General features: G+C 68.7%; 20 protein-coding genes and 4 tRNA genes. 16 read left to right on the top strand and 8 right to left on the bottom strand.

Annotation, left to right across the window (positions count from 1 at the left end):
• Positions 1 to 4: 4 nt before the first annotated feature.
• Both ACFMRZ_RS19230 and ACFMRZ_RS19225 read right to left on the bottom strand, forming a co-directional pair.
• Positions 5 to 976, bottom strand: coding sequence for an acyl-ACP desaturase (locus tag ACFMRZ_RS19230; protein WP_280272218.1), 972 nt, complete (start codon positions 974 to 976; stop codon positions 5 to 7).
• 349 nt (positions 977 to 1,325) lie between these two features.
• Positions 1,326 to 1,398 (bottom strand) — tRNA-Lys (locus ACFMRZ_RS19225).
• A gap of 1,046 nt (positions 1,399 to 2,444) precedes the next feature.
• Here ACFMRZ_RS19225 and ACFMRZ_RS19220 point away from each other — a divergent pair.
• From ACFMRZ_RS19220 to ACFMRZ_RS19195, 6 genes are all read left to right on the top strand, one after another.
• Entirely contained in the window at positions 2,445 to 3,110 is a 666-nt protein-coding gene (locus ACFMRZ_RS19220) for a TetR/AcrR family transcriptional regulator (protein WP_280272217.1), read from the top strand.
• A 91-nt stretch (positions 3,111 to 3,201) separates the two neighbouring features.
• Positions 3,202 to 3,274 (top strand) — tRNA-Glu (locus ACFMRZ_RS19215).
• 28 nt (positions 3,275 to 3,302) lie between these two features.
• Positions 3,303 to 3,376 (top strand) — tRNA-Asp (locus ACFMRZ_RS19210).
• Between the two features lie 34 nt (positions 3,377 to 3,410).
• Positions 3,411 to 3,484 (top strand) — tRNA-Phe (locus tag ACFMRZ_RS19205).
• A 636-nt stretch (positions 3,485 to 4,120) separates the two neighbouring features.
• The gene (locus ACFMRZ_RS19200) at positions 4,121 to 4,294 is read left to right on the top strand and encodes a hypothetical protein (RefSeq protein ID WP_280271437.1); all 174 of its coding nucleotides are present in this window, start codon (positions 4,121 to 4,123) and stop codon (positions 4,292 to 4,294) included.
• A gap of 147 nt (positions 4,295 to 4,441) precedes the next feature.
• Entirely contained in the window at positions 4,442 to 5,155 is a 714-nt protein-coding gene (locus ACFMRZ_RS19195; RefSeq protein ID WP_280271443.1) for a polyprenol monophosphomannose synthase, read from the top strand.
• On the opposite strand, the gene ACFMRZ_RS19190 is transcribed toward ACFMRZ_RS19195, so the two are convergent.
• Positions 5,146 to 6,612 (bottom strand): HAD-IB family hydrolase, encoded by a 1,467-nt coding sequence (locus tag ACFMRZ_RS19190; protein ID WP_400180223.1) that lies wholly within the window; start codon positions 6,610 to 6,612, stop codon positions 5,146 to 5,148. The two genes, ACFMRZ_RS19195 and ACFMRZ_RS19190, sit on opposite strands and share 10 nt — an antisense overlap.
• Before the next feature lie 73 nt (positions 6,613 to 6,685).
• Positions 6,686 to 9,079: a glycerol-3-phosphate 1-O-acyltransferase gene (locus tag ACFMRZ_RS19185; RefSeq protein WP_400180222.1), complete on the bottom strand. Its 2,394-nt coding sequence runs from the start codon at positions 9,077 to 9,079 to the stop codon at positions 6,686 to 6,688.
• 183 nt (positions 9,080 to 9,262) lie between these two features.
• Here ACFMRZ_RS19185 and ACFMRZ_RS19180 point away from each other — a divergent pair, with 183 nt between their 5' ends.
• Positions 9,263 to 10,597: a salicylate synthase gene (locus ACFMRZ_RS19180; RefSeq protein WP_400182907.1), complete on the top strand. Its 1,335-nt coding sequence runs from the start codon at positions 9,263 to 9,265 to the stop codon at positions 10,595 to 10,597.
• A gap of 61 nt (positions 10,598 to 10,658) precedes the next feature.
• Here the strand turns inward: ACFMRZ_RS19180 and ACFMRZ_RS19175 are convergent, their stop codons facing one another.
• On the bottom strand, positions 10,659 to 12,275 hold the full coding sequence (locus ACFMRZ_RS19175; protein WP_400180221.1) for a (2,3-dihydroxybenzoyl)adenylate synthase: 1,617 nt from the start codon (positions 12,273 to 12,275) through the stop codon (positions 10,659 to 10,661).
• Between the two features lie 121 nt (positions 12,276 to 12,396).
• On the opposite strand from ACFMRZ_RS19175, the gene ACFMRZ_RS19170 reads away from it, so the two are divergent.
• From ACFMRZ_RS19170 to ACFMRZ_RS19155, 4 genes are all read left to right on the top strand, one after another.
• Entirely contained in the window at positions 12,397 to 13,278 is an 882-nt protein-coding gene (locus tag ACFMRZ_RS19170) for an oxidoreductase (protein ID WP_280271441.1), read from the top strand.
• 108 nt (positions 13,279 to 13,386) lie between these two features.
• Complete coding sequence (locus ACFMRZ_RS19165; protein WP_400180220.1) at positions 13,387 to 13,863, top strand: carboxymuconolactone decarboxylase family protein; 477 nt, start codon at positions 13,387 to 13,389, stop codon at positions 13,861 to 13,863.
• A 429-nt stretch (positions 13,864 to 14,292) separates the two neighbouring features.
• The gene (locus ACFMRZ_RS19160) at positions 14,293 to 15,396 is read left to right on the top strand and encodes a 3-deoxy-7-phosphoheptulonate synthase (protein ID WP_400180219.1); all 1,104 of its coding nucleotides are present in this window, start codon (positions 14,293 to 14,295) and stop codon (positions 15,394 to 15,396) included.
• A gap of 174 nt (positions 15,397 to 15,570) precedes the next feature.
• The gene (locus ACFMRZ_RS19155) at positions 15,571 to 16,215 is read left to right on the top strand and encodes a LysE family translocator (protein ID WP_400180218.1); all 645 of its coding nucleotides are present in this window, start codon (positions 15,571 to 15,573) and stop codon (positions 16,213 to 16,215) included.
• An 87-nt stretch (positions 16,216 to 16,302) separates the two neighbouring features.
• Here the strand turns inward: ACFMRZ_RS19155 and ACFMRZ_RS19150 are convergent, their stop codons facing one another.
• The gene (locus tag ACFMRZ_RS19150) at positions 16,303 to 17,496 is read right to left on the bottom strand and encodes a pyridoxal phosphate-dependent aminotransferase (RefSeq protein ID WP_400180217.1); all 1,194 of its coding nucleotides are present in this window, start codon (positions 17,494 to 17,496) and stop codon (positions 16,303 to 16,305) included.
• Between the two features lie 290 nt (positions 17,497 to 17,786).
• Positions 17,787 to 18,710: an RNA polymerase sigma factor SigJ gene (sigJ, locus tag ACFMRZ_RS19145; RefSeq protein ID WP_400180216.1), complete on the bottom strand. Its 924-nt coding sequence runs from the start codon at positions 18,708 to 18,710 to the stop codon at positions 17,787 to 17,789.
• A gap of 142 nt (positions 18,711 to 18,852) precedes the next feature.
• Here sigJ and ACFMRZ_RS19140 point away from each other — a divergent pair, with 142 nt between their 5' ends.
• Genes ACFMRZ_RS19140 through ACFMRZ_RS19125 form a run of 4 tightly spaced genes read left to right on the top strand, consistent with a single transcriptional unit; the run spans position 18,853 to position 23,387 of the window.
• Entirely contained in the window at positions 18,853 to 20,511 is a 1,659-nt protein-coding gene (locus ACFMRZ_RS19140) for a DNA repair helicase XPB (RefSeq protein ID WP_280362427.1), read from the top strand.
• Between the two features lie 52 nt (positions 20,512 to 20,563).
• Positions 20,564 to 21,229, top strand: a complete 666-nt coding sequence (locus ACFMRZ_RS19135; protein ID WP_400180215.1) for a DUF3239 domain-containing protein — start codon at positions 20,564 to 20,566, stop codon at positions 21,227 to 21,229.
• Positions 21,230 to 21,271: 42 nt separating this feature from the next.
• Positions 21,272 to 21,913 carry a LysE family translocator gene (locus ACFMRZ_RS19130; RefSeq protein ID WP_400180214.1) on the top strand — a complete coding sequence of 214 codons (642 nt, stop codon included), beginning with the start codon at positions 21,272 to 21,274 and terminating at the stop codon, positions 21,911 to 21,913.
• Positions 21,914 to 21,971: 58 nt separating this feature from the next.
• Positions 21,972 to 23,387, top strand: a complete 1,416-nt coding sequence (locus ACFMRZ_RS19125) for a M1 family metallopeptidase (RefSeq protein WP_280362425.1) — start codon at positions 21,972 to 21,974, stop codon at positions 23,385 to 23,387.
• Positions 23,388 to 23,392: 5 nt separating this feature from the next.
• Here ACFMRZ_RS19125 and ACFMRZ_RS19120 read toward each other — a convergent pair whose 3' ends face one another.
• On the bottom strand, positions 23,393 to 24,238 hold the full coding sequence (locus ACFMRZ_RS19120) for a hypothetical protein (RefSeq protein ID WP_280362424.1): 846 nt from the start codon (positions 24,236 to 24,238) through the stop codon (positions 23,393 to 23,395).
• A 360-nt stretch (positions 24,239 to 24,598) separates the two neighbouring features.
• Here ACFMRZ_RS19120 and ACFMRZ_RS19115 point away from each other — a divergent pair, with 360 nt between their 5' ends.
• On the top strand, positions 24,599 to 25,030 hold the full coding sequence (locus ACFMRZ_RS19115; RefSeq protein WP_400180213.1) for a hypothetical protein: 432 nt from the start codon (positions 24,599 to 24,601) through the stop codon (positions 25,028 to 25,030).
• The last annotated feature ends 3 nt before the right edge of the window (positions 25,031 to 25,033 follow it).

Raw genomic sequence — 25,033 nt, 5'->3', positions numbered from 1 at the left:
GTTCTCAGCCGACCGAGCTGGCGGCCAGCTGGCGGTCGCGCTTGGCGGCCTCGCGGGCCAGCATGCGGTCGCGCTGCTCCTCGAACTTCACGACGTCGCCGGCCAGCTTCTCCAGGAACAGGCCCAGGCGCTCGCGGGTTTGCTCGCCGCGGGCGGTGAAGTCGCTGCGCTCGAAGATCTTCCACTTCTTGAGCACCGGCTGCACCACCTCTTCGAGGTGCTGTCGCAGGTCGTAGATGCCGTGCTTGGCCATCAGCACGCCGTTGCGGCGGAAGTTCGGCATGCCCGCGCCGGGCATCTGGAAGTTCTCCAGGATCAGCGTGATCGCGTCCAGCGCCTGGTCGGGCGACAGGTCCAGGGCGGCGCCGCACATGTTGCGGTAGAAGATCATGTGCAGGTTCTCGTCGGCGGCGACGCGCTGCAGCATGCGGTCGGCGATGGGGTCGTCGCAGACCTTGCCGGTGTTGCGGTGGCTGACCCGGGTGGCCAGCTCCTGGAAGGTCACATAGGCGACCGAGTGCAGGAATCCGGCGTCGGCCTCGGCGGGCGAGGCGAAACCGTTGGTCATGTGGATCATCCGGGCCTCTTCGAGCGCGACCGGATCCACGCCGCGGGTGACGACCAGATAGTCCCGCATGACGATGCCGTGGCGGTTCTCCTCGGCGGTCCAGCGACCGACCCAGGTGCCCCAGGCGCCGTCCTGAGAGAAGTTCTCGGCGATCTCTCGGTGGTAGGAGGGCAGGTTGTCCTCGGTGAGCAGGTTCGTGATCATCGCCGCCTTGGCGACCTCACCGAGCCTCGACTGCGACGGGTCCCAATCCACGCCCCCCATCGCGGCGAAGTTGCGACCGTCGTCCCATGGCACGTAGTCGTGCGGATGCCATTCCTTGGCCATCGACAGGTGGCGGTTGACGTTCTGCTCGGCAACCGGCTCCAACTCTGTCAGTAGTTCGAGTTGAGTCAGATCCCTTGCCATATACATACCCTTCGGTGTGTCGTTCTCTCTTGCTCGTCAGCCCCCCTTGGCCTTGCCGCCGCGGCCCATACCTTACGGCACCGTAGGTGTGATACGAAACGCATCTGGGTGACTTCACAGTGTCCGTGACCGAACTCATATGACGACGTCGGGGCGGGTACAACGCTTCCGAGTGTAGGCGCACAAACCATGCCCTGCTGACTATCGCCGCCACGAGCGAGATGTTAGCTCCGCCGCCGGAAATCACCCACCGCGAGGCTGTGGAGGGTTTGCGTTGGCCCCGACCGGCACGGCGGCGGCGCAAGTGCGACGGCGGGCCGGAGCGCTGTGGCTCCGGCCCGCCGAAAGGTGCCCCCACCAGGGCTCGAACCTGGGACCTGCGGATTAAAAGTCCGTAGCTCTACCAACTGAGCTATAGGGGCGCGGGTGGCAAGTCTAATAGGACCGGTCTGCGAGCGGTAACCGGTATCCGGCGGTTCGGCGTGTGGCGGGTATTCGGCCTGGTCGGTGGGCATGTGGTGAGTGGGCTCGCCGGTTGCGCTGTCGGCGTGGGGTATTCGGGGCGTCTTCGGATGTGGCTTGGCGGGCGGTGGTGACCGGGCGGCGGAACCACGGGTTCCCGCGAGTGAGAAGAGTCGGCGACGGGTCGCCGGCACCGGCCGCCTCGAGTATTTCTCGCGTGGCGGCGATCGAACTGATACATCTCGAGGCCGCCGGACGATACGCCCGAGACGGTGCTCGCCCGGCCGCGGCTGACCGGCGCCGCGCTCCGACGGCGGGCAAACACCTTGGTTTCCAATTTGTTTGAGAGCAGAAGTATGGAAACATCAACCAATCGTGGTGCGTGGCAACGCAATTGGTAGCGGAGGTAAGAGTGTCGGTGGTTCGTGCGGGGGGACGAGGGGTCCGGGTGTGGGTGTGTTCGTCCGGTGGCGGTTCGTCCGGGCGGGGCGTAGTGGGCGGTGAACGGCGCTGGCGCGCGGCCGAATTCGCGAAAGGAACCAATCGCCCAACCGGTTGCGGTGTATTTGCCAGCGACCGAGAAACGCGATTCGGCGAACTGACTTGCCGGTACGCCTTACAGTGGTCTGAGTATCGGGGTACGGTGACCGCTCGGTGAATTCCGGAAGAACCGGGAGTGCCCCGGCGGGACGGGATTCCGCCTATGGTTGATGTGCCCGAAGATGTCGCGATCGGTCAGGCCGATCGCGATGCCCTGGAGACAGCGTCGCAGGAGGCAGATCCGAGACGAAGAAAACGCCCGGGTGCGCACCCCCTGCGGCGCACCCGGGCGTCGAGAACTATACCAGCCAGTGCGTTTCAGGTTTCTCGTTATTTTTCGTACCCAAAGTTTGAAAACCGGGCAGTAGCCCGAGTTGAAGTATTTGAAAATCTCATAACCTTCGCGCCGAGGACTGTTCCGAAGAGGAGTTCACCGGCGGCAAGTAGCTTCGGAGGCGTTTCGAGCATGGCACGGCAGCAAGAGCGGGCCCGCCGGACACGTGCGGCGATCATCAGGTCCGCGGCCGTTGAGTTCGGGAAGAGCGGTTATGCCGCGGCATCGCTCAACCGCATATTGGAAGGGTCGCGCGCCACCAAGGGCGCCATGTACTTCCACTTCGACTCCAAGGAGGATCTGGCGCGCGCGGTTTTGGACTCCGCGGTCGAGCGCTACCGCGCCACCACCGAAAGGTGGCTCACCCGAACGGATCTCGGTGCGCTGGACGTACTGCACGGGATGATCGACGAGATCGCCCTGCGGCTCGAGAACGACATCATCATCCAGGCCGAGTTCCGCCTGATCATCGAGCCCGAGTTCTATCGCGACGTCCAGGCCGGCGGCGGCCGCATCCTCGGCCGGGCCACCCGGCTGCTCGCGGTGCGCGCGGTCGACCAGAAGCAGCTGCGCCCGGAATCGGACGTGGACCGCCTCACCCGCACCCTCGCCGCCGCGCTGGCCGGCCAGCGCTACATCATCGATCTGCTCGGCGGCGGCATCGATCTGCGCTCGCGATTCACCGAGGCGTTGGAGGTGATCATCGAGGCCATGGCCACTCCCGAGTGGCTCGACGAGTTCCGGCGCGTCGGCTGGCGCGCGTCCGCTCGGCTGGAAGACCTCAACCTGAGCCTCTGACCAGCCGATTTGGGATTCGCGAGCGAGCTGTCATAAGCTATGCGGGCTCCCAACGGAAGCCGTTGGAAAACGGTCCGGAGACATCCGGCGGGCCCCCTTCGTCTAGCGGCCTAGGACGCCGCCCTTTCAAGGCGGTAGCGCGGGTTCGAATCCCGTAGGGGGTACGGTGGCAACATCGTTGGAGCAGAGCAAGGCCCTGTGGCGCAGTTGGTTAGCGCGCCGCCCTGTCACGGCGGAGGTCGCGGGTTCGAGTCCCGTCAGGGTCGCACACTTTGTCCAGGCATTCGGTACGGGTGCCCCGGCCAGGTAGCTCAGTTGGTACGAGCGTCCGCCTGAAAAGCGGAAGGTCGCCGGTTCGATCCCGGCCTTGGCCACCCTCTCAGGCCCTCCCTTGCTCAGGGAGGGCCTTCGCCATGTTCGAGGGTGATATGTGGGGGCCGCGCCCCCACGCCCCCAGCCCGGGGGGCTTCGCCCCCCGGACCCCCCTTTTCAGTGATGAGCCGGCAGAGGGCTGGAGTGGTTGGGGTGGGGACGGGGACTCCTCGGTGGGTGTTGTTCTTTTCGGTGATCGGGTTGTCTTGTCGCGGTGGGTGGGTGGCTCGATGTTCTTTACATTCGGGGGGTATCCGAATTGGGTTGGGGTTCTGTCTTTGCGGGGGTTTCGCTTCTGAGTAATCGCTGCCTGGTACTTGCTAATCGGTGGGTGGGATGACTTTGAGTAATGGGGGATCTCGGGTCATAAACGGTGTGAGCGTATGGGCGATCCCTAGGGCGCGGGGGCTTGGGAGGTTGCTGACTTGATCAATGATCAAGTCAGCAAACCTTAAGGGTCGAGTGGTCTCGGTTGGTGGGATGTGGGGTTGCGGAGCGGCTGTTGCGACGTAATCGGTTCTGCTTGCCTATGTTTCGGGTTTCTGGTTGCTGTGGTCTCGATGTGGGTGTGGGATTGCGGGCGTGATCTTGGCGGGGCGTCGTCTTGTTCGGTGGCGGGCGGGTGGGATGCTGGGGTTATGGGTGACTCCGATGCCTGGTACTACTGCCTGAAGCACCATCGCGCCGAGCAGGGGAAGCGGTGCTGGTTCGCCGACCGGATGGGGCCTTATCCGGACCGGGCTACGGCCGAGCGGGCGCTTGATATCGTCCGGGAACGGAATGCTCGGGCGGACTCTCGCGACGACGACTGAGGGCGGTCGGTCGCTTCCCCTGAGCTAACTCGTACCGGCTCAGGGTGTTGGGCTACGGTTCCTTGAGCAGAATCGTGCCCGCACCTCGCGCGGGTGTGCAGCCGGGTCGAATCGAGCGGAGGGCGACTTGTGAAGGTGACCGTGGTGGTGCCGACCTACAACGAGCGGGAGAACCTGCCGGTGGCGGTGGAGCGGCTGACCGCGCTACCGGTCGCCGACCTGCACATCCTGGTCGTCGACGACAACTCGCCGGACGGCACCGGCGACGTCGCCGACAAGCTGGCCGCCGAACTGCCGGCCGTGGTGGGCGTGCTGCACCGCACCGAGAAGGACGGTCTCGGCCGCGCGTACATCGCCGGTATCACCAAGGCGCTCGACGAGGGCGCCGACGTCGTCATCCAGATGGACGCCGACCTGTCGCACCCGGCCGAGGTGATTCCGGACATGCTGGAGAAGCTGACCTCCGGCGCGGCGGACGAGCGGCCCGGCGTCGTGCTCGGCTCGCGCTACGTCCCGGGCGGATCCACCGCGGCGGAATGGAAGTGGTACCGCAAGGCGCTGTCGGCGTGGGCCAACTTCTACGTCAACGCGATCCTGCGACTGGGCGTGAAGGACGCCACCGCCGGGTTCAAGGCGTGGCAGGCCGACACGCTGCGCGCCATCGACGTCGCCTCGATCCGCAGCAACGGCTATTCGTTCCAGGTCGAGATGAACTACCGCACGGTCAAGCAGGGCATCGCCATCGCGGAGGTGCCGATCCGGTTCGAGGAGCGCACCAAGGGCGCCTCCAAGATGAGCCTCAAGGTGCAGCTGGAATCGGCATTGATGCCGTGGAAGCTGCTGCTCGGCCGTCAGGTCTGACGCACCGCCGTCGAATTCTCCTCCGGCGCGGGCCAATCGAGCAGCGTGCCGAGGAACAATCGGCGAACCCGCTCGACCTCGGCGTCCATGTCGCGGGGATCCCACTCGCCGACGTCGATCGGCGCGAGCACCGCCACATCCACGACGCCCTTGTGCACGATCGCGGAATCGCGCCAGGCGATCTCGCCCGCATTGCGGATCACCAGCGGCACGATCGGTACCCCGGCCTGCCGCGCGATATGGAACGCGCCCTTCTTGAACGGGCCGACCCGCGGCGTCAGCGAGCGGGTGCCCTCCGGCGCGACGACGATCGACAGCCCGGCGCGCAGCGTCTCCACGACGGGGGCCAGCGCCGCCCGCGTCCCCGCGCTGTCGGACCGATCGATGAAGGTCGCCCCCGCGAATCGCATCAGCGGCCCGAACACCGGATTGCGGGTGATCTCCTGCTTCACGATGCCGGTGAAACCGGATTGCAGCACCTCGGCCAGCACCACCATGTCGAACTGGCTCTGGTGGTTGAAGATGAACACCGCCGGACGGGCGTCGCGAGCGTGCTCGGCGCCGGTGACCCGGACCCGCACCCCTGTCGCGCGCAGCGTGGCGCCCGCGGCGTGGCTGATCATGGCGTCCGCCATCGCCCGCCGCTCCCGGGTCGGCGCCTTGGCCGCCACACCGGCCAGCGCCCCTCCGAGCAGGCTCGCGAAACCCGCTGCGGTGCGGGCGACATCGCTCACGGGGGCGGACCGCCGGGGGCGGAAACTCAGCACCGGCCACTCTCGTTCGCCCGCCTCGAGGGCCATGCGCGGGTCGGGATTCACCGCGTGCGGGCGGCCCACCAGTTCCAGGAGGGGGAGATCGGTGGCGGCGTCGGCGTAGGCGTAGCTGTCGGACAGGTTCAGGTCGTGGGTGGCCGCGAACTGCCGCACCCGCTCCGCTTTGCCGTTGCGCCACAGCGGTTTGCCGTCCACGTGGCCGGTGAGCACGCCGTCCTGCGTGGCCATGGCCGTGCAGAGCACGTTGTCGATGCCGAGTTCCGCGGCGGCGGGACCGACCTGGAAACGGGTGAGGCAGCTCGCCAGCACCAGGGTGTGCCCGGCCGCCTCGTGGGCGCGGATCAACCGCCACGCCTCCGGATACAGGTGCCCGTAGACGGTCCGGCGGAACAGCTGCTCGCCGAGTTCGGCGAGTTCGGCCTCGGAATGCCCGGCCCACCCGTGCATCACCCGCTGCAGGAAGCGCTCGTACTCGCCCTCGGCCCGCGCACCACGGATGCTGTCGAGCAATGCGGCGGCCACAACCTGCCGCGGATCCCGCCGTCGCAGCAGCCGCCGCACCGCCGAAGGCGGCGTGAAGCCATGCACAACCGTCCCGCCGAAATCGAACACCGCGGCAATCCGCGGCCCCCGCGCCCCCGCCCCGATCACCCTCACAGCCTCGTCCACGGACATCGCGCTCATACCCACACCTCGCTGGGGATGGGGCGCTGCAATCCGGCCCGCGTGCTGCCGCTCCGCACCTTCTCGCGTGCGCTCATGACAGCTCCAGCCGATTCGATGGGTCCAGGGCTGCGGCTCGGGCTATGCGGGTACCTATCAGGCGTAGCTCGTCGGCGAAGGCTTGGCGGCGGGCGCGGAGGTCGGCTGCCGCGGAGGGGTCGGCGGCCGGTTCCAGGAGGCCGTAGTTGTCGGCGAGTTTCAGTGCGCTGGTGAACAATTCGGACGATACCGATTCCGGGCTGTGCAATCGTTGTTGCAGCAGCATCTGTCGTCCGACGGCCAGGCACTCATCAATGAACTGTTTGCGGTCGGGCGCTTCCGTGCCGTCGCGGGCCGCCAGCCGGTCCGCCACCACCAGTTGGGCGTCGAGGAACGAGCGCAGCACGCGATGCGCCATGACGAAACCGGACTCGGTCAGTTCGGCGAGGATGTCCGAGCCGACCGTGCCGTCGGCCGTCCGGTCGTGCCAATCCTCGTCCACCAGTTCCATTTCCGCCGTCATCTGCGCCGCGAACTCCGCGCGCTCGGGGAAGAAGAACTCGAACTTCAGCAGGTCGCGCAGCCGGAAGGCGGTGTCCCAGCCCGCTTGCAGCTGTTCGCCCTCGGGCGCCTCCACCGCCGCGAGGATGGCCAATTCGAGGATGGCGCGGTTGACGAACCAGTGCACGGCGCTGTTGCGATAGAACGCCGCCTCCAGATGGGCGCCCGCCTCGATCGAGTACACCGGCTCCAGCCCGCCGCGGTACACCGTCACCACCCGCGCCAGCGACAGCTGCTCCAGCACCACCGCCAGCGCGTGATCGTCACTCAGCGTATCGAGTTCGCCGCTGGGGAGCCCCCGGTGCTGGATGTAGTCGCGCACCGGTTCGAGCACCCGGCGCACCTCGCCGAGGGTGAGGGCGCGCTCGTGCACACCCAGCAGGGCGAGGGTGACCAGTGCGTTGACGGTGATCGGAGTGACCGCGTTGATACCGACGGCGACCTCGAAAGCCAGCCGCTGCACCGCCTTTCGCTCCTGATCGCGCGCCTCCTCGGCCTCCGGCGCGCCGAAGCCGGGATCGGGGACCAGCGGATCGCCGTGCGCGGCAAGTCTTTCGCGCGCCGAGAGCGGCTCGCCGAAGCGCAGGTACACGTGCCCCGCCGAATGCTGCTGGCTGCGGACGTAGCGGGCGAGCCAGGTCAGGCCCTCCGGCTTCTTCGCGCCGCCGGACTGCTCGGTGGCGATCGCGCCCAGCTCGTTGAGCCGCTCGTAGGTGATCGACACCGGTACCAGCATCACATCCTCGACGCGACGCGAACGGATCGCCGCCGCAAGGTAATTCAGCAGTCCGTAGCGCGGCGGGCGCAGCTTGCCGGTGCGGGTGCGACCGCCCTCGAAGTACCACTCCAGATTGAACCGCTTGGTCAGCAGGTACGCGAAATACTCCTCGACCACGGCCTTGTACACCTCGTCGTCGCCGAAGCTGCGGCGGATGAACACCGCGCCCGTGCGCCGGGCGATCGGCCCGATCGGCCAGAACCGCAGATTCGCGCCGCCGATCACGTGGTTCGGCGGAAAGTCGTTGCGCGCCAGGGCGTCACCGAGCACGAAGGCATCGACGTAGGAGCGATGCGAAGGCAGGAACACCAGCGGATGATGCCGATTGAGCCGCCGCAGGGCAGCCAGCCCGGACGGCTCGCAATCGACCTTCCAGGTGGAGGCGTGCACCGGCCGCATCGCCTGGGTGAACAGGTCGGAGACCAGGCGGCTCTGCGCCGCCACCAGTTCCCGCAGCGCCTTCTCCGCGCGCCGGTACACCTCGCGCGAGGTGCCGCCGGTGTGCAGGGCGATGGCGTCGAGGCGGCGCAGGAACTCCGGGGAGTCCAGGATCTCCTCGGCGACCAGGCGCGGCACCTTGTACCGGTCGCCGATCACGCCGCGCTCGGCCCGCTCCAGCGCCACGATGCCGGCGCGCACGACGGCCCGCGCGAACGGCTCGGCGGTGCCCGCGACGGCCGTGTTGTTCGCGCGCAGCTCGCTCAGCAGGGCGGGCTGTCCGGTCAGGACGAGGTGCCGGTCCGGGGTCTTGGCCACCAGGCGTCGCTGCAGCAGCCGATGCGGTCGGCGCGGATCGGCGAGGGCGGCCAGATCGGCGAAGGTGGTGCGGCGCACGCCGTCTCGCTCCGGCGGCAGCCACAGCACCCGCACCGGCACGACCAGCGGGTCGTCGTGCCGATCGACCAGCCGGGCCGCGACCGCCGCTGCGTCCAGGTCCAACTGCGTCACCGGGGCCTCGACGCCGAATTCCGCGGCGATGCCACCCTCGGCCAGCCAGCCGCCGATCAACTCGCGCTCGGTCGGCGAGGTGGCATCCACCAGCGCGACCACCGACCGCGGTGCGGTGGCGAAGGTGGTCGCCGGCGGTACGTCGGCGCGGTCGTCGATCATGCGGGGCCTTCCATCAGGTGACGCTCCCCATTGAAGCCCGGTTCGAGCGTTTCCCGCAGGAGGTTGGCTCGGTGAGTGTGTGCTCCGGCACAAGCGCATCCGACCGAGGTAATGCTAACCTCACCTTTTGAGTTAGGTAAGCATAACCTTGGAGGAACGGTGCCGACCACGGAGCGAGTACTGATCGGGTATGGGGATGGTCCGGGGGCGACGTCGACCGCGGCACGCTGGGGCGAGCATGTCACCGACCCCGCCGCGGCGGTGGCGGCACTGGCCGGCGCCGATCGGTTCGGCGAATACGTCGTCTACGAGCGGCCGGGGGAGTGGGTGTTCGCCGCCGACCCGATCGGCAGCGTCGAACTCGATGCCGGGGAACTGCGCGTCGGCTGGGACGGGCGATCCACGACGACTCCCTGGACGGGCCGTCCGGCGGAGGTCATCGATCGCGCGCTGGCCGCCTTGCCCCTGGCCGGGCGGAATGCGTACGGCTGGATCGGTTTCGAGTTCTGCGCCTGGGCGCTGGAGGCGACCGCGCACCTGCCGGAGCGAACCTCGCTGGCGCATCTGATGATTCCGCGCATCGAGGTCCGCATCGACGCCGCCGGCGTGCGGGTCGCCGGGGCCACGCCGGGCGAGACGGCCGATATCCACGAGCTGATCGCGGCCGCGCAGGGCACCGCGCTGCCGCGGCCGCGCCCGGCCGACATCTCCATCGACCCGACGGCCTACCGGGACCGGGTCGCCGAGGCGGTCGACGAGATCCGAAACGGCAACTACCAGAAGGTGATCCTGTCGCGGAAGGTCGACCTGCCGTTCCCGGTGGACGTACCGGCCACCTACCGGCTCGGCCGCGCGCACAACACCCCGGCGCGCTCGTTCCTGCTGCGGCTGGGCGGGCTGGAGGCCGCCGGGTTCAGTCCCGAACTGGTCGCCGCCGTGGACCGCGATCGGGTGGTGACCACCGAGCCGCTGGCCGGGACGCGGGCGTTCGGGCGGGGCGCGGCCGCCGACCGGGCCGCTCGCGCGGATCTGGTAGCTGATCCCAAAGAGATTGTGGAACATGCGATCTCGGTGCAGACGTCGTTCGCCGAGATCGCCGCGGTCGCCGAGCCGGGCAGCACGGCGGTGTCGGACTTCATGGCGGTGCGCGAGCGCGGCAGCGTGCAGCACCTCGCCTCTACCGTGCGCGGGCAACTGGACGTCGGCCGCACCTCCTGGGACGCCCTGGAGACGCTGTTCCCGTCCGTGACGGCCTCCGGCATCCCGAAGCGGGCCGGCGTCGACGCGGTGTTCCGGCTCGACCACGATCCGCGCGGGCTGTATTCCGGTGCCGTGGTGGTCGTTTCGCCGACCGGAGCGCTGGAGGCCACCCTGGTGCTGCGCGCGGTCTACCAGACCACCGAGGGCGCCTGGTTACGCGCCGGTGCGGGAATCGTGGGCCAGTCCAAGCCCGATCGTGAATTCGAGGAGACCTGCGAGAAGCTCGGCAGCATCGCGCCCTACGTGGTCGAGGCCTGAGTCACCGAATCACGAACGCCCCTCGCCCGAGAATACGGACGAGGGGCGTTCGCGTGGCGTCTCAGCCCTGGGTGCGCAGGGCCTTCTTGTCGATCTTGCCGACCGCCGTCAGGGGGAGCGTGTCGGCCTGGCGCAGTACATCGGGGAGCTTGTAGGTGGCCAGCCCGCGGTCGGTGAGGAATTGCTTGATCTCGGCCAGGGTGGGCAGGTCGCCGTCGACCACCAGTACGGCACAGACCTTTTCGCCGAGCGCCGGATCGGGCAGGCCGACGGCCGCCGCGTGCCGGACCGCCGGGTGGGCGAGCAGGTGCTCCTCGAGTTCGTCGCAGGAGACGTTCTCGCCGCCACGGTTGATCACGTCCTTGATCCGGCCCGAGACGATCAGGTGCCCGCTGGGCAGCACGCGGACCAGGTCGCCGCTGCGGTAGTAGCCGTCGGGGGTGAAGGCACGCGTATTGTGTTCCGGCGCACGGTAATAGCCGCGGATGGTGTACGGGCCGCGGGTGAGCAGTTCGCCCTCTTCACCGGGGGCCACGTCGTTGCCCTCGCCGTCGACGACGCGCACCTCGTCGCCCGGTGACAGCGGACGGCCCTGCGTGGTGCAGATCAGGTCGATGCCGTCGTCGAGACGGGTGTAGTTGAGCAGGCCTTCCGCCATGCCGAACACCTGCTGCAACCGCGTTCCCAGCGCGGGCTCCACGTCGCGGGCGTTCACCTCCGCCAGTTTCGCCCCGCCGACCTGCAGCAGGCGCAGCGTCGAGAGGTCCGCGTCCTCCCATTCCGTTGCCGCGCACCATAATTGGGCCAGCGGCGGCACCACGGCCGTCACCGTCACCCCGTACCGCTCGATCGCGGCGAAGGCGCTCTCCGGACTCGGGTCGGTGAGGAACGCGATCGATCCGCCGGTGGCGAGCGTCCCGAGAATGCCGGGGCAGGCCAGCGGGAAGTTGTGCGCGGCAGGCAGACTCGCCAGATAGACGTCGTCCGGGCCGAATTCGCAGAGCTCGGCGGAGGCGCGGGCGTTGTAGTCGTAGTCGTTGTGGGTGCGCGCGATCAGCTTGGGCAGCCCGGTGGTGCCGCCGGACACGAGCAGCAACGCGATATCGCTCGGATCCACCGCGGGCAGCGAACCGCTTTCGCGCGGAACCGAATTCAGCGCGGTGAACGGTCCGGCCGCACCGAGCACCAGGACGTGGCGCAGCGACGGGACCCGCTCGGCGACCTCTGCGGCCAGTTCGCGGTAGTCGAAATCGGCTGCCTGATCGGCGACGATGTACGCCACGGCGCCGGACAGCTCGGCCAGATGCTCGATCTCGGCGCGACGGTGCGCGGGCAGCGTCAGCACCGGGATCGCTCCGGCCCGGAGCAGACCGAACAGGACCGAGGCGAACTCCGGCACGTTCGGCAACTGCACGATCACCCGGTCGCCGGGCGAGATGCCCAGCGCCGCGAGGCCGTACGCCATCCGGTCGGCGTCGGCGTCCAGCTCGGCGTAGGTGCGGGCGGCGTCCGCGATGTGCAGGGCCGGGCGCTGCGGCCATCGGCGGGCCGCGTCCCGCAGCAGTTCGCCCAGCGGCCGGCCCGTCCAGTACCCGGCCGCGCGATAGGCGTCGGCGAACTCGGCGGGGATCGGCACGAAGCCGTCACGGTCGTCCCGGGTGGTGGGTGTCGCTGTCATGGGTACTGCCTCACGCTCATCTGCTTCATGTAGGTTAGGCAACCCTATCTCACCTCGGGCGTTCGTCGTCGCGTGGGCAAGGCGGGAGACGGGGGCGCTCCGCCGCTCTAGACTCGACCTCGTGACTGGTTGGGACACTTCCGACATCCCGGATCAAAGCGGCCGTACGTTCGTCGTCACGGGCGCCAACAGCGGGATCGGCGCCGTCACCACGCGGGCGCTGGTCGCGGCGGGTGCGCAGGTGATCATGGCCTGCCGCGACGAGGTGAAGGCGCGCGCGGTGGCGAACGAGATGGGCGACCGGGCCCACGTCCGCCGTCTCGACCTGGCCGACCTGGCATCGATCCGGCAGTTCGCCGACTCCGTCGAGCGCGCCGACGTGCTGATCAACAACGCCGGTGTGATGGCGGTGCCGCTGCGCCGCACCGCCGACGGGTTCGAAATGCAGATCGGCACAAACCATCTCGGGCACTTCGCGCTCACCGGTCTGCTGCTCGACAAGATCGCCGACCGGATCGTCACCGTGTCCAGCGGCGCGCACGTCATCGGCCGGATCGATCTCGAGGACCTGAACTGGGAGCGCCGGCGGTACGAGCGCTGGCAGGCGTACGGGCAGTCCAAGCTGGCGAATCTGATGTTCGCCTACGAATTGCAACGCCGCCTCTCCGCGGCCGGATCGTCGAAGGTGTCGGTGGCGGCCCATCCCGGCTACGCGGCCACCGAGTTGCAGTCACACACCGAATCCTTCCTGGACCGGATCATGGCCCTGGGCAACCGAATTCTGGCCCAGAGCGCCGAGATGGGCGCGCTGCCTTCGCTTTTCGCGGCGACGGCCGAGGTGGAGCCGGGCCGGTTCTACGGACCGACCGGCCTGCGCGGGCTCCGCGGCCATCCCGAACTCAGCGGCTCGTCCTCCGCCTCGCGGGACGAGGTCGCGGCCCGGCGGCTGTGGGAATTGTCCGAGCAGCTCACCAAGGTCACCTACCCGTTCTCCCGGCGCTGACTGGAAGTGACGCAGGGCACAACCGTCCGTCTGTCACACCTCGGGAGGCTGCGTCGTCCCCCTGATATACGAAGCCGCAACCCCGCGGCCCGAGGTCAGGAGACAGCGATGGAACCCCGAATCAACCTCTTCGCCAACGAGATCGCCGCCAAGTTCACCAAGCGGCTCACCAACGCCGGTCAGGTCATCGGCCAGTCGGCACTGCCCGAGGCGACCTATGAACTGGTCAAGATCCGCGCGAGCCAGATCAACGGCTGCGGTTTCTGCACCGACATGCACACCAAGGACGCGGCGGCCGCCGGGGAAACCCAGGTGCGCCTGAACCTGGTGGCCGCCTGGCGCGAGGCCACCGTGTTCACCGAGGCCGAGCGCGCCGCGCTGGCACTGACCGAGGAGGGCACCCGGCTCGCCGACACGCACCAGGGCGTGTCCGACGAGACCTGGGCGCAGGTGCAGAAGCACTACGACGACGAGCAGATCGGTGCGTTGGTTTCGGCGATCGCGGTGATCAACGCCTACAACCGGCTCAATGTGATCGCCCGGACGCCCGCAGGGAGCTACGAGCCGGGCATGTTCTCTGTGTGATTGCGCCGCCTTCGGCGTCGCGGGTTTGCGGCGCCCTGTGGCTCGGTTTTCGAGCACCGCTGCTTGCTCCTTCGTCGCTTGCGCAGCGGCGCTCGAAAACCGAGCCGCGCCGCAAACCGATGGGGCTGGCCTGCGAGTTCGCAGGCGGCAGATCGTGCGGTGGTCGGTGGCCTACGGCCTACCTGCTTTCGCTATTGATGTGGTTCCGGGTGTGATGTGGTGGGTGTCACGCTCTTTCGGGCATCTGTTCAGGGTGCGGGACGCTCCCTGCTACAGTCGCCTCTGTGCAGCGCGTGTATTTCTGGTTTATCAAGCCGGCCCCGGGTGGGTCGGTCGGTGAACCGCGCTGACCTTCTCCCACCCCGAGCCGATGACAGTCCGGCTCGACGGGATCTTCTCGGTGGGTCGGCCTGAGAAAAGGAACCCACGATGACGATCGCAGCCGACGCCGACGCACCCAAGAAATCTGCCGACGTCGCCGATCTGGACGATCAGCGCACCCTGAGCATCAGCCCGCTGCTGTCGCCCGCCGACGTGCGGCGCGACCATCCCATCGATGCGGCGCTCGCCGAGACCGTGCGGGCCGGACGTGCCGCCACGGTCGACGTGCTCGATGCCACCGACGATCGCCTGATGGTGATCGTCGGCCCGTGTTCGGTGCACGATCCCGACGCCGCGCTGGACTACGCCCGCCGGCTGGCCGCCAAATCCGCCGAGCTGTCCGACCGGCTCCACGTCGTGATGCGGGTGTACTTCGAGAAGCCGCGGACCACGCTCGGTTGGAAGGGCCTGATCAACGACCCGCACCTGGACGGCACCTTCGACATCAACACCGGCTTGGGTCTGGGCCGGCGGCTGCTGGTCGACATCACCGCGTTGGGACTGCCGGTCGCGTGCGAATTCCTCGACCCGATCACCCCGCAGTACATCGCCGACCTGGTTTCCTACGGCGCGATCGGCGCCCGCACCGCGGCCAGTCAGGTGCATCGGCAACTGGCCAGTGCGCTGTCGATGCCGGTCGGCATCAAGAACGGCACCGACGGTGATGTGCAGGTGGCGGTCGACGGCGTGCGCGCGGCGGGGGCCAGCCACGTGTTCCCCGGCACCGGGCTGGATGGGCGTTCCGCCCTGATCCGCACCGTCGGCAATCCGGACTGCCACGTGATCCTGCGCGGCGGCAGCGCGGGGCCGAACTACGACGCCGCCTCGGTGGCCGAGACCTGCGTCCGCCTGGACAAGGCGGCGCTGCCGCAGCGGGTGGTGGTCGACGCCAGCCACGGCAACAGCAACAAGGACCACAACAAGCAGGTCGACGTCGTCACCGATATCGCCGAACGCGTGGCCGCAGGCGACCGCAGCGTCGTCGGCGTGATGATGGAGAGCTTCCTCGTCGCGGGCCGCCAAGACCTCACCCTCGGCCACGCCGCCGACCTCACCTACGGCCGATCCATCACCGACGCCTGCCTCGACTGGGACACCACCGCCGCCCAGCTCGACCGGCTCGCCGCCGCCGTCGCCACCCGCCGCGGCTGAGCTGGCGGCTGAGTCCCGCCGTCTGTCATCAGCGACGGTCCGGTCGGCGTTTGATGTCGGCGGTCCACTCGAAGCGTGTGGCGCTTGCCACGTCGGCAATGTACCGGTCTGGGAAGTCCAGCGGTTGCGAACTGGCTCGCGACGAGCGGTCCACCGTGTACGAACATGGTCGGCATGATCGAGACGACTGCGGTGGCCGGTGTGGCGGTGGCGGCGCTCGGGCTGGTGCTCACGCCCGGCCCGAACATGGTGTATCTGGTGTCGCGCACCGTCTCGCAAGGACGGCGGGCCGGATTCGTGTCGCTGGCCGGGGTCGCCGTCGGTTTCCTGGTGTATCTGGTGGCCATCGCGGCGGGAATCACGGCCGTTTTCGCGGTGGTGCCGGGGCTGTACATCGCGTTGAAGCTCGCGGGCGCGGCCTATCTCGCCTGGCTGGCGTGGAAGACCTTGCGGCCGGGCGGGATGTCGGCGTTCACGCCCTCCGACCTGCCCGCCGACCCCGCGCGGCGGCTGTTCGCGATGGGGCTGGTCACCAACCTGCTCAATCCGAAGATCGCAATCATGTACATGGCGTTGATCCCGCAGTTCGTCGTGCCCGCGCGCGGTGAGGTGTGGTTGCAGAGCCTCTGCCTGGGCGGTGTGCAGATCACCGTCGCGCTGCTGGTCAACGGCCTGATCGTGCTCGGCTCCGGCGCCATCGCCGCCTTCCTCGCCGGACGGCCGCTCTGGCTGCGGGCGCAGCGCTGGGTCACCGGGACGCTGCTCGGTGGCATCGCGGTCCTGCTCGCCACCGACCGCGCTCGGCCGATGCCCGCCTGAACTGTCGGCCTGAGCGGTCACGATCGCCTTCGAGACGGCGAGAAATGCCGTCCCGACTCGATTTGCGTCCGCAGAGGCCGGAGTCGACTACCGCGCGGCCCCGGTCGTCGGCGTCACGTGATGGGCATGCAGCCGCCGCACCGCCTCGTCCAGGGTCTCGTCCTGCTTGCAGAAGGCGAAGCGCACCAGGCGATTCCAGGAATCCTTGTCGTCGGCGAAGACGCTCAGAGGTACGGCCGCCACGCCCAGCCGCTCCGGCAGCTCGCGGCAGAACGTGTGGGCGTCGGCGGCGGTCAGGCCGGAGATGTCGGCGCAGACGAAGTACGTGCCGTCGCTGCGCTTCACCCCGAAACCGGCATCCGCCAGTGCCTGTGACAACCGAATCCGCTTGTCGGCCAGCCCATCACGCAGTGCCGCGACCCAGGGCAGTTCGTTTTCCAGGGCATAGGCGACCGCGGGCTGGAACGGTCCGCCGCCGACGAAGGTCAGGAATTGCTTGGCCGCGATCACTCCATCGATCAGCGGGGCCGGACCGCACGCCCACCCGATCTTCCAGCCGGTGACGCTGAAAGTCTTCGCGGCACTGGAGATCACGACGGTCCGCTCGTACATGTCCGGCAGGGTGGCGATGCTGATGTGCTCGTGTCCGTCGAAGGTGAGGTGCTCGTAGACCTCGTCGGTCACCACTAGGAGGTCGTGCTCGCAGGCCAGCTCGGCGACCGCCTCCAGATCGGCCCGTCCGAGCACCGTCCCGGTCGGGTTGTGCGGCGAATTCAACAGCAGCAGACGGGTTTTCGGGGTGATCGCGGCACGCAGGCTGTCCAGGTCGAGGGCGAAGCCGTCGCCGTCGGGTACCAGGCGGGCGGTGCGCCGGGTGGCGCCCGCCAGCGCGACCGCAGCGGCGTACGAATCGTAGTAGGGCTCGATCAGCACGACCTCCGCGCCCGGCTCGACCAGCCCGAGAATCGAAGCGGCGATGGCCTCGGTCGCGCCGACGGTCACCAGTACCTCGCGGTCCGGGTCGTACCGGGTGCCGTAGCGCCGCGCCCGGTCCGCGGCGACGGCCTGCCGCAGCACCGGCATGCCCCGGCCGGGCGGGTACTGATTAACGCCGTCCGCGATGGCCTGCCGAGCGACATCCAGCATGGCGGCCGGTCCGTCACTGTCCGGAAACCCCTGCCCCAGATTCACCGCACCGTGCCGCACGGCCAACTCGGTCATCTCGGCAAAGATCGTCGCCCCGAAAGGGCGCAAGCGGGCAACGGTCGGCGTCTGCTGCATGTTCACCACGGTAACGCGCGCCCACTTACCGCCCCGGCCGGGCAACGTCCTCCACAAAGGGCGGCCCCGCTGAGTAGCCGAGCTTCCGGCGCACATGCGGGCGCCGACGGGAGCACATGAAGGCAGGCCCGGTGACGGGAGCACGTGAAGGCAGCCCCGGTGACGGGAGCACGTGAAGGCAGCCCGGGTGGCGGGAGCACATGAAGGCGCGCCCGGTGACTGGAACCCATGAAAGCAGGCCGGGTGGCGGGAGCACGTGAAGGCAGGCCGGGTGGGCCGGGCCGGGGCGTTCAGTGGGGTACGCGGATGCCCTTCAACTTGGCGGGGTTCACCAGATCGTAAGCGCCCGAGACCGCACCGTCGGTGACGGTGAAGGCGAGGACCCGGGTGGGGGAGCCGGGGATGCCGTTGCGCGGGGCGCGCTCGTGCAGCAGCAGGCCCAATTGCCCGTTCACGTCGACGAATTCGGTCTCGACGCCGCTCGGGTCGGTGAGGTTCACGTCGTACTTGCGCAGCAGGCCGATGCCCAGGCGGGCCAGCTTCTCCGCTCCCGCAACGGTATTGAGCGCGGTGCGGGTGGTGCCGCCGGAATCGGCGATGAACACCGCGTCCGGATGCAGGGCCGCCACCACCTGCTCGAGGTCGCCGGAATACAAGGCCTCCAACAGCTTCTGCACCGCGGCCGCGTGCTCGGTCTCGGAGACAGGTTCGGGGCAGCGCGCCGCCGCCTTGCGGGCCCGCGTCGCCAGCTGCCGCGCCGCCTCGACGGAGATGTCGAGGATGTCCGCGATCTCCTCGAACGGGACGGCGAACCCGTCGTGCAGCACGAACGCCACCCGCTGCGGCGGAGTCAGCGACTCCAGCACCACCAGCGCGGCCAGTCGGCAGTCCTGCTTGCGGACCACGGCTTCCAGCGGGTCGGGCGCACCCGAGTGTCTCCGGGCCGTGACGATCGGTTCCGGCAACCATTGCCCCACATAGCTTTCCCGGCGCGCCGAGGCGCTGCGCAGCCGATCCAGGCAGATGCGGCTCACCACGGTGGTCAGCCAGGCGCGCATGTCCTCGATCTCCGACTGCCGCGCGGTGGCCAGCCGCAGCCAGCTCTCCTGCACCGCGTCCTCCGCATCGACCACGCTGCCGGTCAGCCGATAGGCCACCGAGAGCAGGTGCGCTCGGTGAGATTCGAACAGATCAGCGAGCAGAGCGGCAACCATTGCGCAGATTCTACGGCGGTGGTATGGGCACCCCCGCCACTGCCCCCGCGAGCTGCGCCGACAGCGAAACGCGACACAGCCCACACGGCACTGTCGGTCCGGTCGGGAACAATGGACTCCGGCCCACAACCGAGGAGGTGCCGTGACCGAGGGACCACTCATCGTCCAGAGTGACAAGACCCTGCTGCTCGAGGTCGACCATGCGCAGGCCGATGCGGCTCGGCAGGCTATTGCGCCGTTCGCGGAGTTGGAGCGCGCGCCCGAGCATGTGCACACCTATCGGGTGACGCCGTTGGCGCTGTGGAACGCGCGGGCGGCGGGGCACGATGCGGAGCAGGTCGTGGATGCTCTGGTCAGTTTTTCGCGGTACGCGGTGCCGCAGCCGCTGCTGGTGGACATCGTCGACACCATGGCCCGGTACGGGCGGTTGCAGTTGGTCAAGCATCCGGCGCACGGGCTGGTGCTGGTCAGCCTGGACCGCGCGGTACTGGAAGAAGTGCTGCGGCACAAGAAGATCCAGCCGATGCTCGGTACCCGGATCGATGACGACACGGTGGCGGTGCACCCGTCCGAGCGCGGCCGGATCAAGCAGATGCTGCTCAAGATCGGCTGGCCCGCGGAGGATCTGGCGGGGTACGTCGACGGCGAGGCGCACCACATCGAACTGGACTACGAGACCAACGAGTGGCACCTGCGCGACTACCAGGAGATGGCGGCCGACTCGTTCTGGGCCGGCGGGTCGGGCGTGGTGGTGCTGCCCTGTGGCGCGGGCAAGACCATGGTCGGGGCCGCCGCGATGGCCAAGGCCGGGGCCACGACGCTGATCCTGGTCACCAATACGGTCGCCGGTCGGCAGTGGCGGCGCGAGCTGCTCGCCCGCACCTCGCTGACCGAGGACGAGATCGGCGAGTACTCCGGCGAGCGCAAGGAGATCCGCCCCGTCACCATCGCCACCTACCAGGTCATCACCCGCAAGACCAAGGGCGAGTACAAGCACCTGGAGCTGTTCGACAGCCGCGACTGGGGCCTGGTCATCTACGACGAGGTGCACCTGCTGCCCGCCCCGGTGTTCCGGATGACGGCCGACCTGCAGTCCCGCCGCCGCCTCGGCCTGACCGCGACGCTGGTGCGCGAGGACGGCCGCGAGGGTGACGTGTTCTCCCTGATCGGGCCGAAACGCTACGACGCGCCGTGGAAGGACATCGAAGCGCAGGGCTGGATCGCCCCGGCCGACTGCGTCGAGGTGCGGGTCACGCTCACCGAGGCGGAGCGGATGAGCTACGCCACGGCCGAGCCGGAGGAGCGGTACAAGCTGTGCTCCACCGCTCGCACCAAACTGCCCGTGGTCGAGTCGATTCTGGCCCGGCACCAGGGCGCACCGGCCTTGGTGATCGGCGCGTACCTGGACCAGCTGGAGGAACTGGGCGAGCATCTGAACGCCCCGATCATCCAAGGCTCGACTCGCACCAAGGAGCGCGAGTCGCTGTTCGAGGCGTTCCGCAACGGCGAGATCCCGGTGCTGGTGGTGAGCAAGGTCGCCAACTTCTCCATCGACCTGCCCGAAGCGTCGGTGGCCGTGCAGGTTTCGGGTACGTTCGGCTCCCGTCAGGAGGAGGCGCAGCGGCTCGGCCGCTTGCTGCGCCCCAAACAGGATGGGGGGCAGGCGCATTTCTACTCCGTCGTGGCGCGTGACACCCTGGACGCCGAATACGCTGCCCACCGGCAGCGTTTCCTCGCCGAACAGGGGTATGCCTATCGCATCACCGACGCGGACGACCTGCTCGGCCCGGCGCTCGGATAACCGAGGCGGTTCAACGGAGAAAATGCCTCCGCATACGTGTTAGGAATAGGACGTGCGACGCTTCGAATTCGCGGTGGACCGCGAACACGCCCGAGCGGTGAACGAAGTGCTCGCGGCCATCCGGCGGCTGCGGATACTGGCATTCGCCGCCGCGATCGTGCTCGGCCTCGGCACCGCCGGCCTGATCTGGTTGCAGCACCCGTACTCGTTCCTGCTGGCCGTCGCGTTCGCCCTGGGCACCATCACCGCGCTGTTCGTGGCGGTGTGGACGCCCTACCGCTCGCGCATCGAGAAGCTGTACGCCGAGGGTGAACTGGTGCCCGCGGTGGTGTCGGGCAAGCACGCGCGCGGGGTGACGCTGCTGGCGCTGGTCAATATCGCCAAACCCGGCTGCGACCCGACCTACGCGCTGATCACCCGGGTCGTGCGGGCCCTGCCCGGACACCGGCAGTGGCCCGGCGAGCAGGTGCCCGCGGTGACCGTGCGCGCCGATCGGGCGCCGAGTTCGGTCGGCGACCTGCGCCAGTCGGTGACGGCCATGCCGATCGCCTGGGGCACTCGGGATCCCGGCGTGATCAGCCGGGCTCGGGCGGCCATCAGCGACGTCGAGTGGAAACTGCTGGCCGACAATCTCGATCTGGCCGAGAAGGTGCGGCGCGCGGATTCCAAGCGGCTGCTGCTGGATCCGCAGCAGTTGCCGGGTGAGCTGCGCGGCTGATAATCCGTGGAATCCGGCCGCGGCGTTCCTTAGACTTGGCCGGTGATTCCCGCTGGCAATATCGCGGCGTTCCTGGTCGCCGCGACCGTGCTCATCGTCGTCCCCGGGCCGGGTGTGCTGTTCACCATCGGCCGCGCGCTGACCGACGGCAAGCGGGCCGCCCTGCTGTCGGTGGTCGCGCACTCCCTGGGCGTGCTGCTGGTGCTGGTGATGGTCGCGGCGGGGCTCGGCGCGGTGGTCGCGGCCTCCTCGATCGCGCTGACCGTCGTGAAGTTCACCGGCGCGCTCTACCTGATCTACATTGGCGTGCAAGCGATTCGGGAGCGCCGTTCGCTGCGCGAGGCGCTCGAGACGCAGGCACGGCAGCCGGAGCGAACCCGCCGGGTGTTCCGGCAGGGCTTCGTGGTGGGCGCCACCAACCCGAAGGCGATCATCTTCTTCTCGGCCGTGCTACCGCAATTCGTGGACCCGTCCGGCGGTCCCATTCCGCTGCAGATGCTGGTGCTGGGCGGCATGTTCCTGCTGATCGCGCTGGTGTCGGACAGCCTGTGGGCGTTGCTGGCGGGCACCGCGCGCAACTGGTTCGCGCGCTCGCCGCGGCGGCTGGAAGCGGTCGGCGGCGCGGGCGGGGTCATGATCATCGGGCTGGGCGCGAGCGTGGCGGTGACGGGCAGCAGCAACTGAGCGCACTAGCATCGAGCCTCGGTCGGCACGCCCGTGCCGGAAAGGGGTGGCTCGCCGCATGGATGCGTACGACTGGACGCGTTGTCTCACGGTCACGGCCCTGATCGCGGGTGCGCTGGCACTGCCCGGACACTCGTCCGCGCAGGCTCCGGCCGACCCCTTCGTGGGCGCCTCCGGCCTCGGCGACCCCTACTACCCCGATGACGGCAACGGCGGATACCAGGCCGAACATTACGACGTCGCGATCGACTACGACCCGCCCAGCCGGCGGCTCACCGGTACCGCGCGCATCGACGCCGTCGCGACCCAGGCGCTGCGCGTGTTCAACCTGGACTTCGCGGGCCCGGCGGTGTCCAAGGTGACCGTGAACAACCTGCCGGCCGGATTCGCCCGCAGCGGTGAGCACGAGCTGGTCGTCACCCCGGCGGTGCCCGTGCTGCCCGGCCTGCCGTTCACCGTCACCGTCGAATACTCCGGCATCCAGAACGACAACCGGGAAGGGGGCTGGACCGTCTCGCCCAGCGGCGGCGCTTTCGTTGCGGGCGAGCCACATTCGGCCACCACCTGGTATCCGCTCAACGACACGCCGATGGACAAGGCGACCTTCGACCTGACCGTGACGGTCCCGCGGGAATGGGACGTCATCTCCAACGGCCTGAAGGTGCGTGACACGGTGGACGGGGCCACGCGCACCGCGCGGTGGTCGACCCGGCATCCGACGGTCGGCTACCTCACCACGGTCGCCATCGACCGGTTCGAGTTCCTGGAGCAGCGTCGCGCCAACGGCACGCCGCTGGTCAGCGCCTTCGCCCCGGATGCCGTTCAGCACCGGGAACTGGAAAAACGACTGCCCGAGGTGCTCGACTTCCTCGAATCCCTGTACGGCCCTTACCCGTTCGAGAGCGCGGGCGGCATCTACATCGACACCGACCTGCACATCTCGCTGGAGACCCAGACCCGCCCGACCTATGCGCCGTGGACCAACCTGAACACCCTCGTCCACGAGAACGCGCATCAGTGGTGGGGCGATTCGATGTCGGTGCGGCAGTGGTCGGATATCTGCCTGAACGAATGCTTCGCCAGCTATACGGCCGACTACCTGTGGCCGGAGCGCAAGGAGGGGGAGGACGTCGACGCCCAGTATCGCCGGACGGTCGAGACGTTCCGCGACGAACCCGAACGCTGGGAGACCCGGTTGCAGGACCCCGGCGTCGGAAAGGAATTCACCGCCGTCTACTACCGCGGACCGCTGTTCCTGCACGCGCTGCGCCGCACGATCGGTGACGACGTCTTCTTCCCGGCGATCGCGCAGTTCGTGCGGTCGCACGCGTACGGCAACGCCTCGATGCCGGAGTTCCGGCAGTTCGTCCAGTCCAAGACCGCGGTGAACCTGTCGGGTTTCTTCACCGCGTGGCTGGACGAGACGGCCGTGCCCCCGGACGAATACCTGTACCCGGGTTCGTTGCGCGCCTGATCGGCTCACTCCTCGGGCACGCGGGAGCGCGCCTTCTCCACCCAGCGCTCTACCCGGTCCAATTGCCGTTCGGCCTTGTGCGCCGCCTCCTGGGCCGAGCGCTGCGCCGCCGCGGCGAAGCGCCGCTGTTCCTCGGCGCGTTCCAGTTCCGCGCGCACGGCGGCGATCCGGTCCTCCGCCTCGCCCACCCGCGCCGCGGCGCGGTCGAGGTCGGCCTGCGCCGAATCGGTTGCCTCGCGGGCAGATTCGAGGGCGGCGAGCGCGTCGTCGAGTTCCTGCCGGGCAGCCGCGTCGCGGTCTTCGGAGGTCTTCGCACGGCTCTGCTTCGGTTTCTCGGGTTCGGCGGCGCGATCGGGCACGGCGGCCAATTCCGGCGCCGCGGGCCCGAAGCCCTCGTAATTGGCCGCGGCGGTCAGCGTGCCCGCGCGCACGTGGTCGGCCACGGCGGGATCGGCGAGGGCGGCGTGCAGGGTCTGGCCCACCTCGCGCAGGACCGACTCGCTGAGCGTGCGGTCGTGCCCGGCCGCGAGCTGACCCGTCCTGCGGGCCACTGCGTTCACCACCTGCTGCCGCTGAGTGGTCAACTCGCGCAACTGTTCTCCGGACAATCGGCGTTGGGCGTCGCGCAGCGCGTCGCCGAGTTCGAGCAGCGCGGTGACCTCCTCGGGCGCCTCGTGCGCCAGCAGGTTCACCGCCCACGCCGCCACGGTCGGTCTGCGCAGTTTGCCGATCGCGGCCGCGAGTTTCCGGTCCCCGTCGGCGCGAGCGGCTTTCGCCTGCTCATCGCGTGCGGCGGTGAACTGTGCGGGGTCGAGCGCGTAGAGCCGGCGGGTCGCCTCCTCGAGCGTCATGTCGCCGAGCGTAACGATTTTGTAGCCGATTCCGACCTAAGATCACGATCCGCGCGGTTATGGTGCGGGCAGAGCGTGAAAGGTGTCGAATGTGAACCTCTTCGAACTGCAGCTGCTGACCGGCTTTCTGCCGCGGATGCTCAACTTCAATCTGCTGGCCCTGTACGGCCTCGGCATGTTCCGCTGACCCTGCGGCATTTCTCCGCCCGGGGTATCCGTCACGATCGGCGTGAACCGTTGGGCGCAAAGGGTTTTCGAGTGCGACAGGGTTTTCGAGTGCACCGGGGTTTTCGAGGGCGCTGCGCCGTCGTCGTCCCGGCAGTACTCGCGACGGCCGCCCTGGCGGCGGGTTGTTCGGCTGTGCAGAGCGCGAGCCGCACCGACACCGCCAGGGCACAGGTCGGCGACTGCATTCACGTCATCGAGGGCTCGACCACCGACTCCCGGACCGAACCGGTCGACTGCGTGTCGGAGCGGGCCGTCTACACGGTGATGTCCACCTCGCCGACCCGGGCCGACTGCGGCCGCGAATATTCCTCCTACGAGGAGACTTTCCACGGCGGCACCACGGCGTTCCTGTGCCTGGCGCCGAATCTCAAGCCGGGCAGCTGCTATCACCAGGACCGCGACACCGGATTCGCCTACGCGGACTGCGCGTCCACGGCGGCAACGGTGAAAGTGGTCGCGCGCATCGAGGGCCGCGACGACCCGTCCCTGTGCGAGCCGAACGCGACCTACCTTCTGCTGTCCGAGCCGAAAACCACGTTCTGCATGGTCAATCCGAAGGCCTGAGCG

The organism is Nocardia sp. N2S4-5 (assembly GCF_044628355.1).
Lineage (GTDB): Bacteria > Actinomycetota > Actinomycetes > Mycobacteriales > Mycobacteriaceae > Nocardia > Nocardia wallacei_B.
Note: the sequence above shows the minus strand (reverse complement) of the source record. Positions and strands in the feature narration are given on the sequence as shown.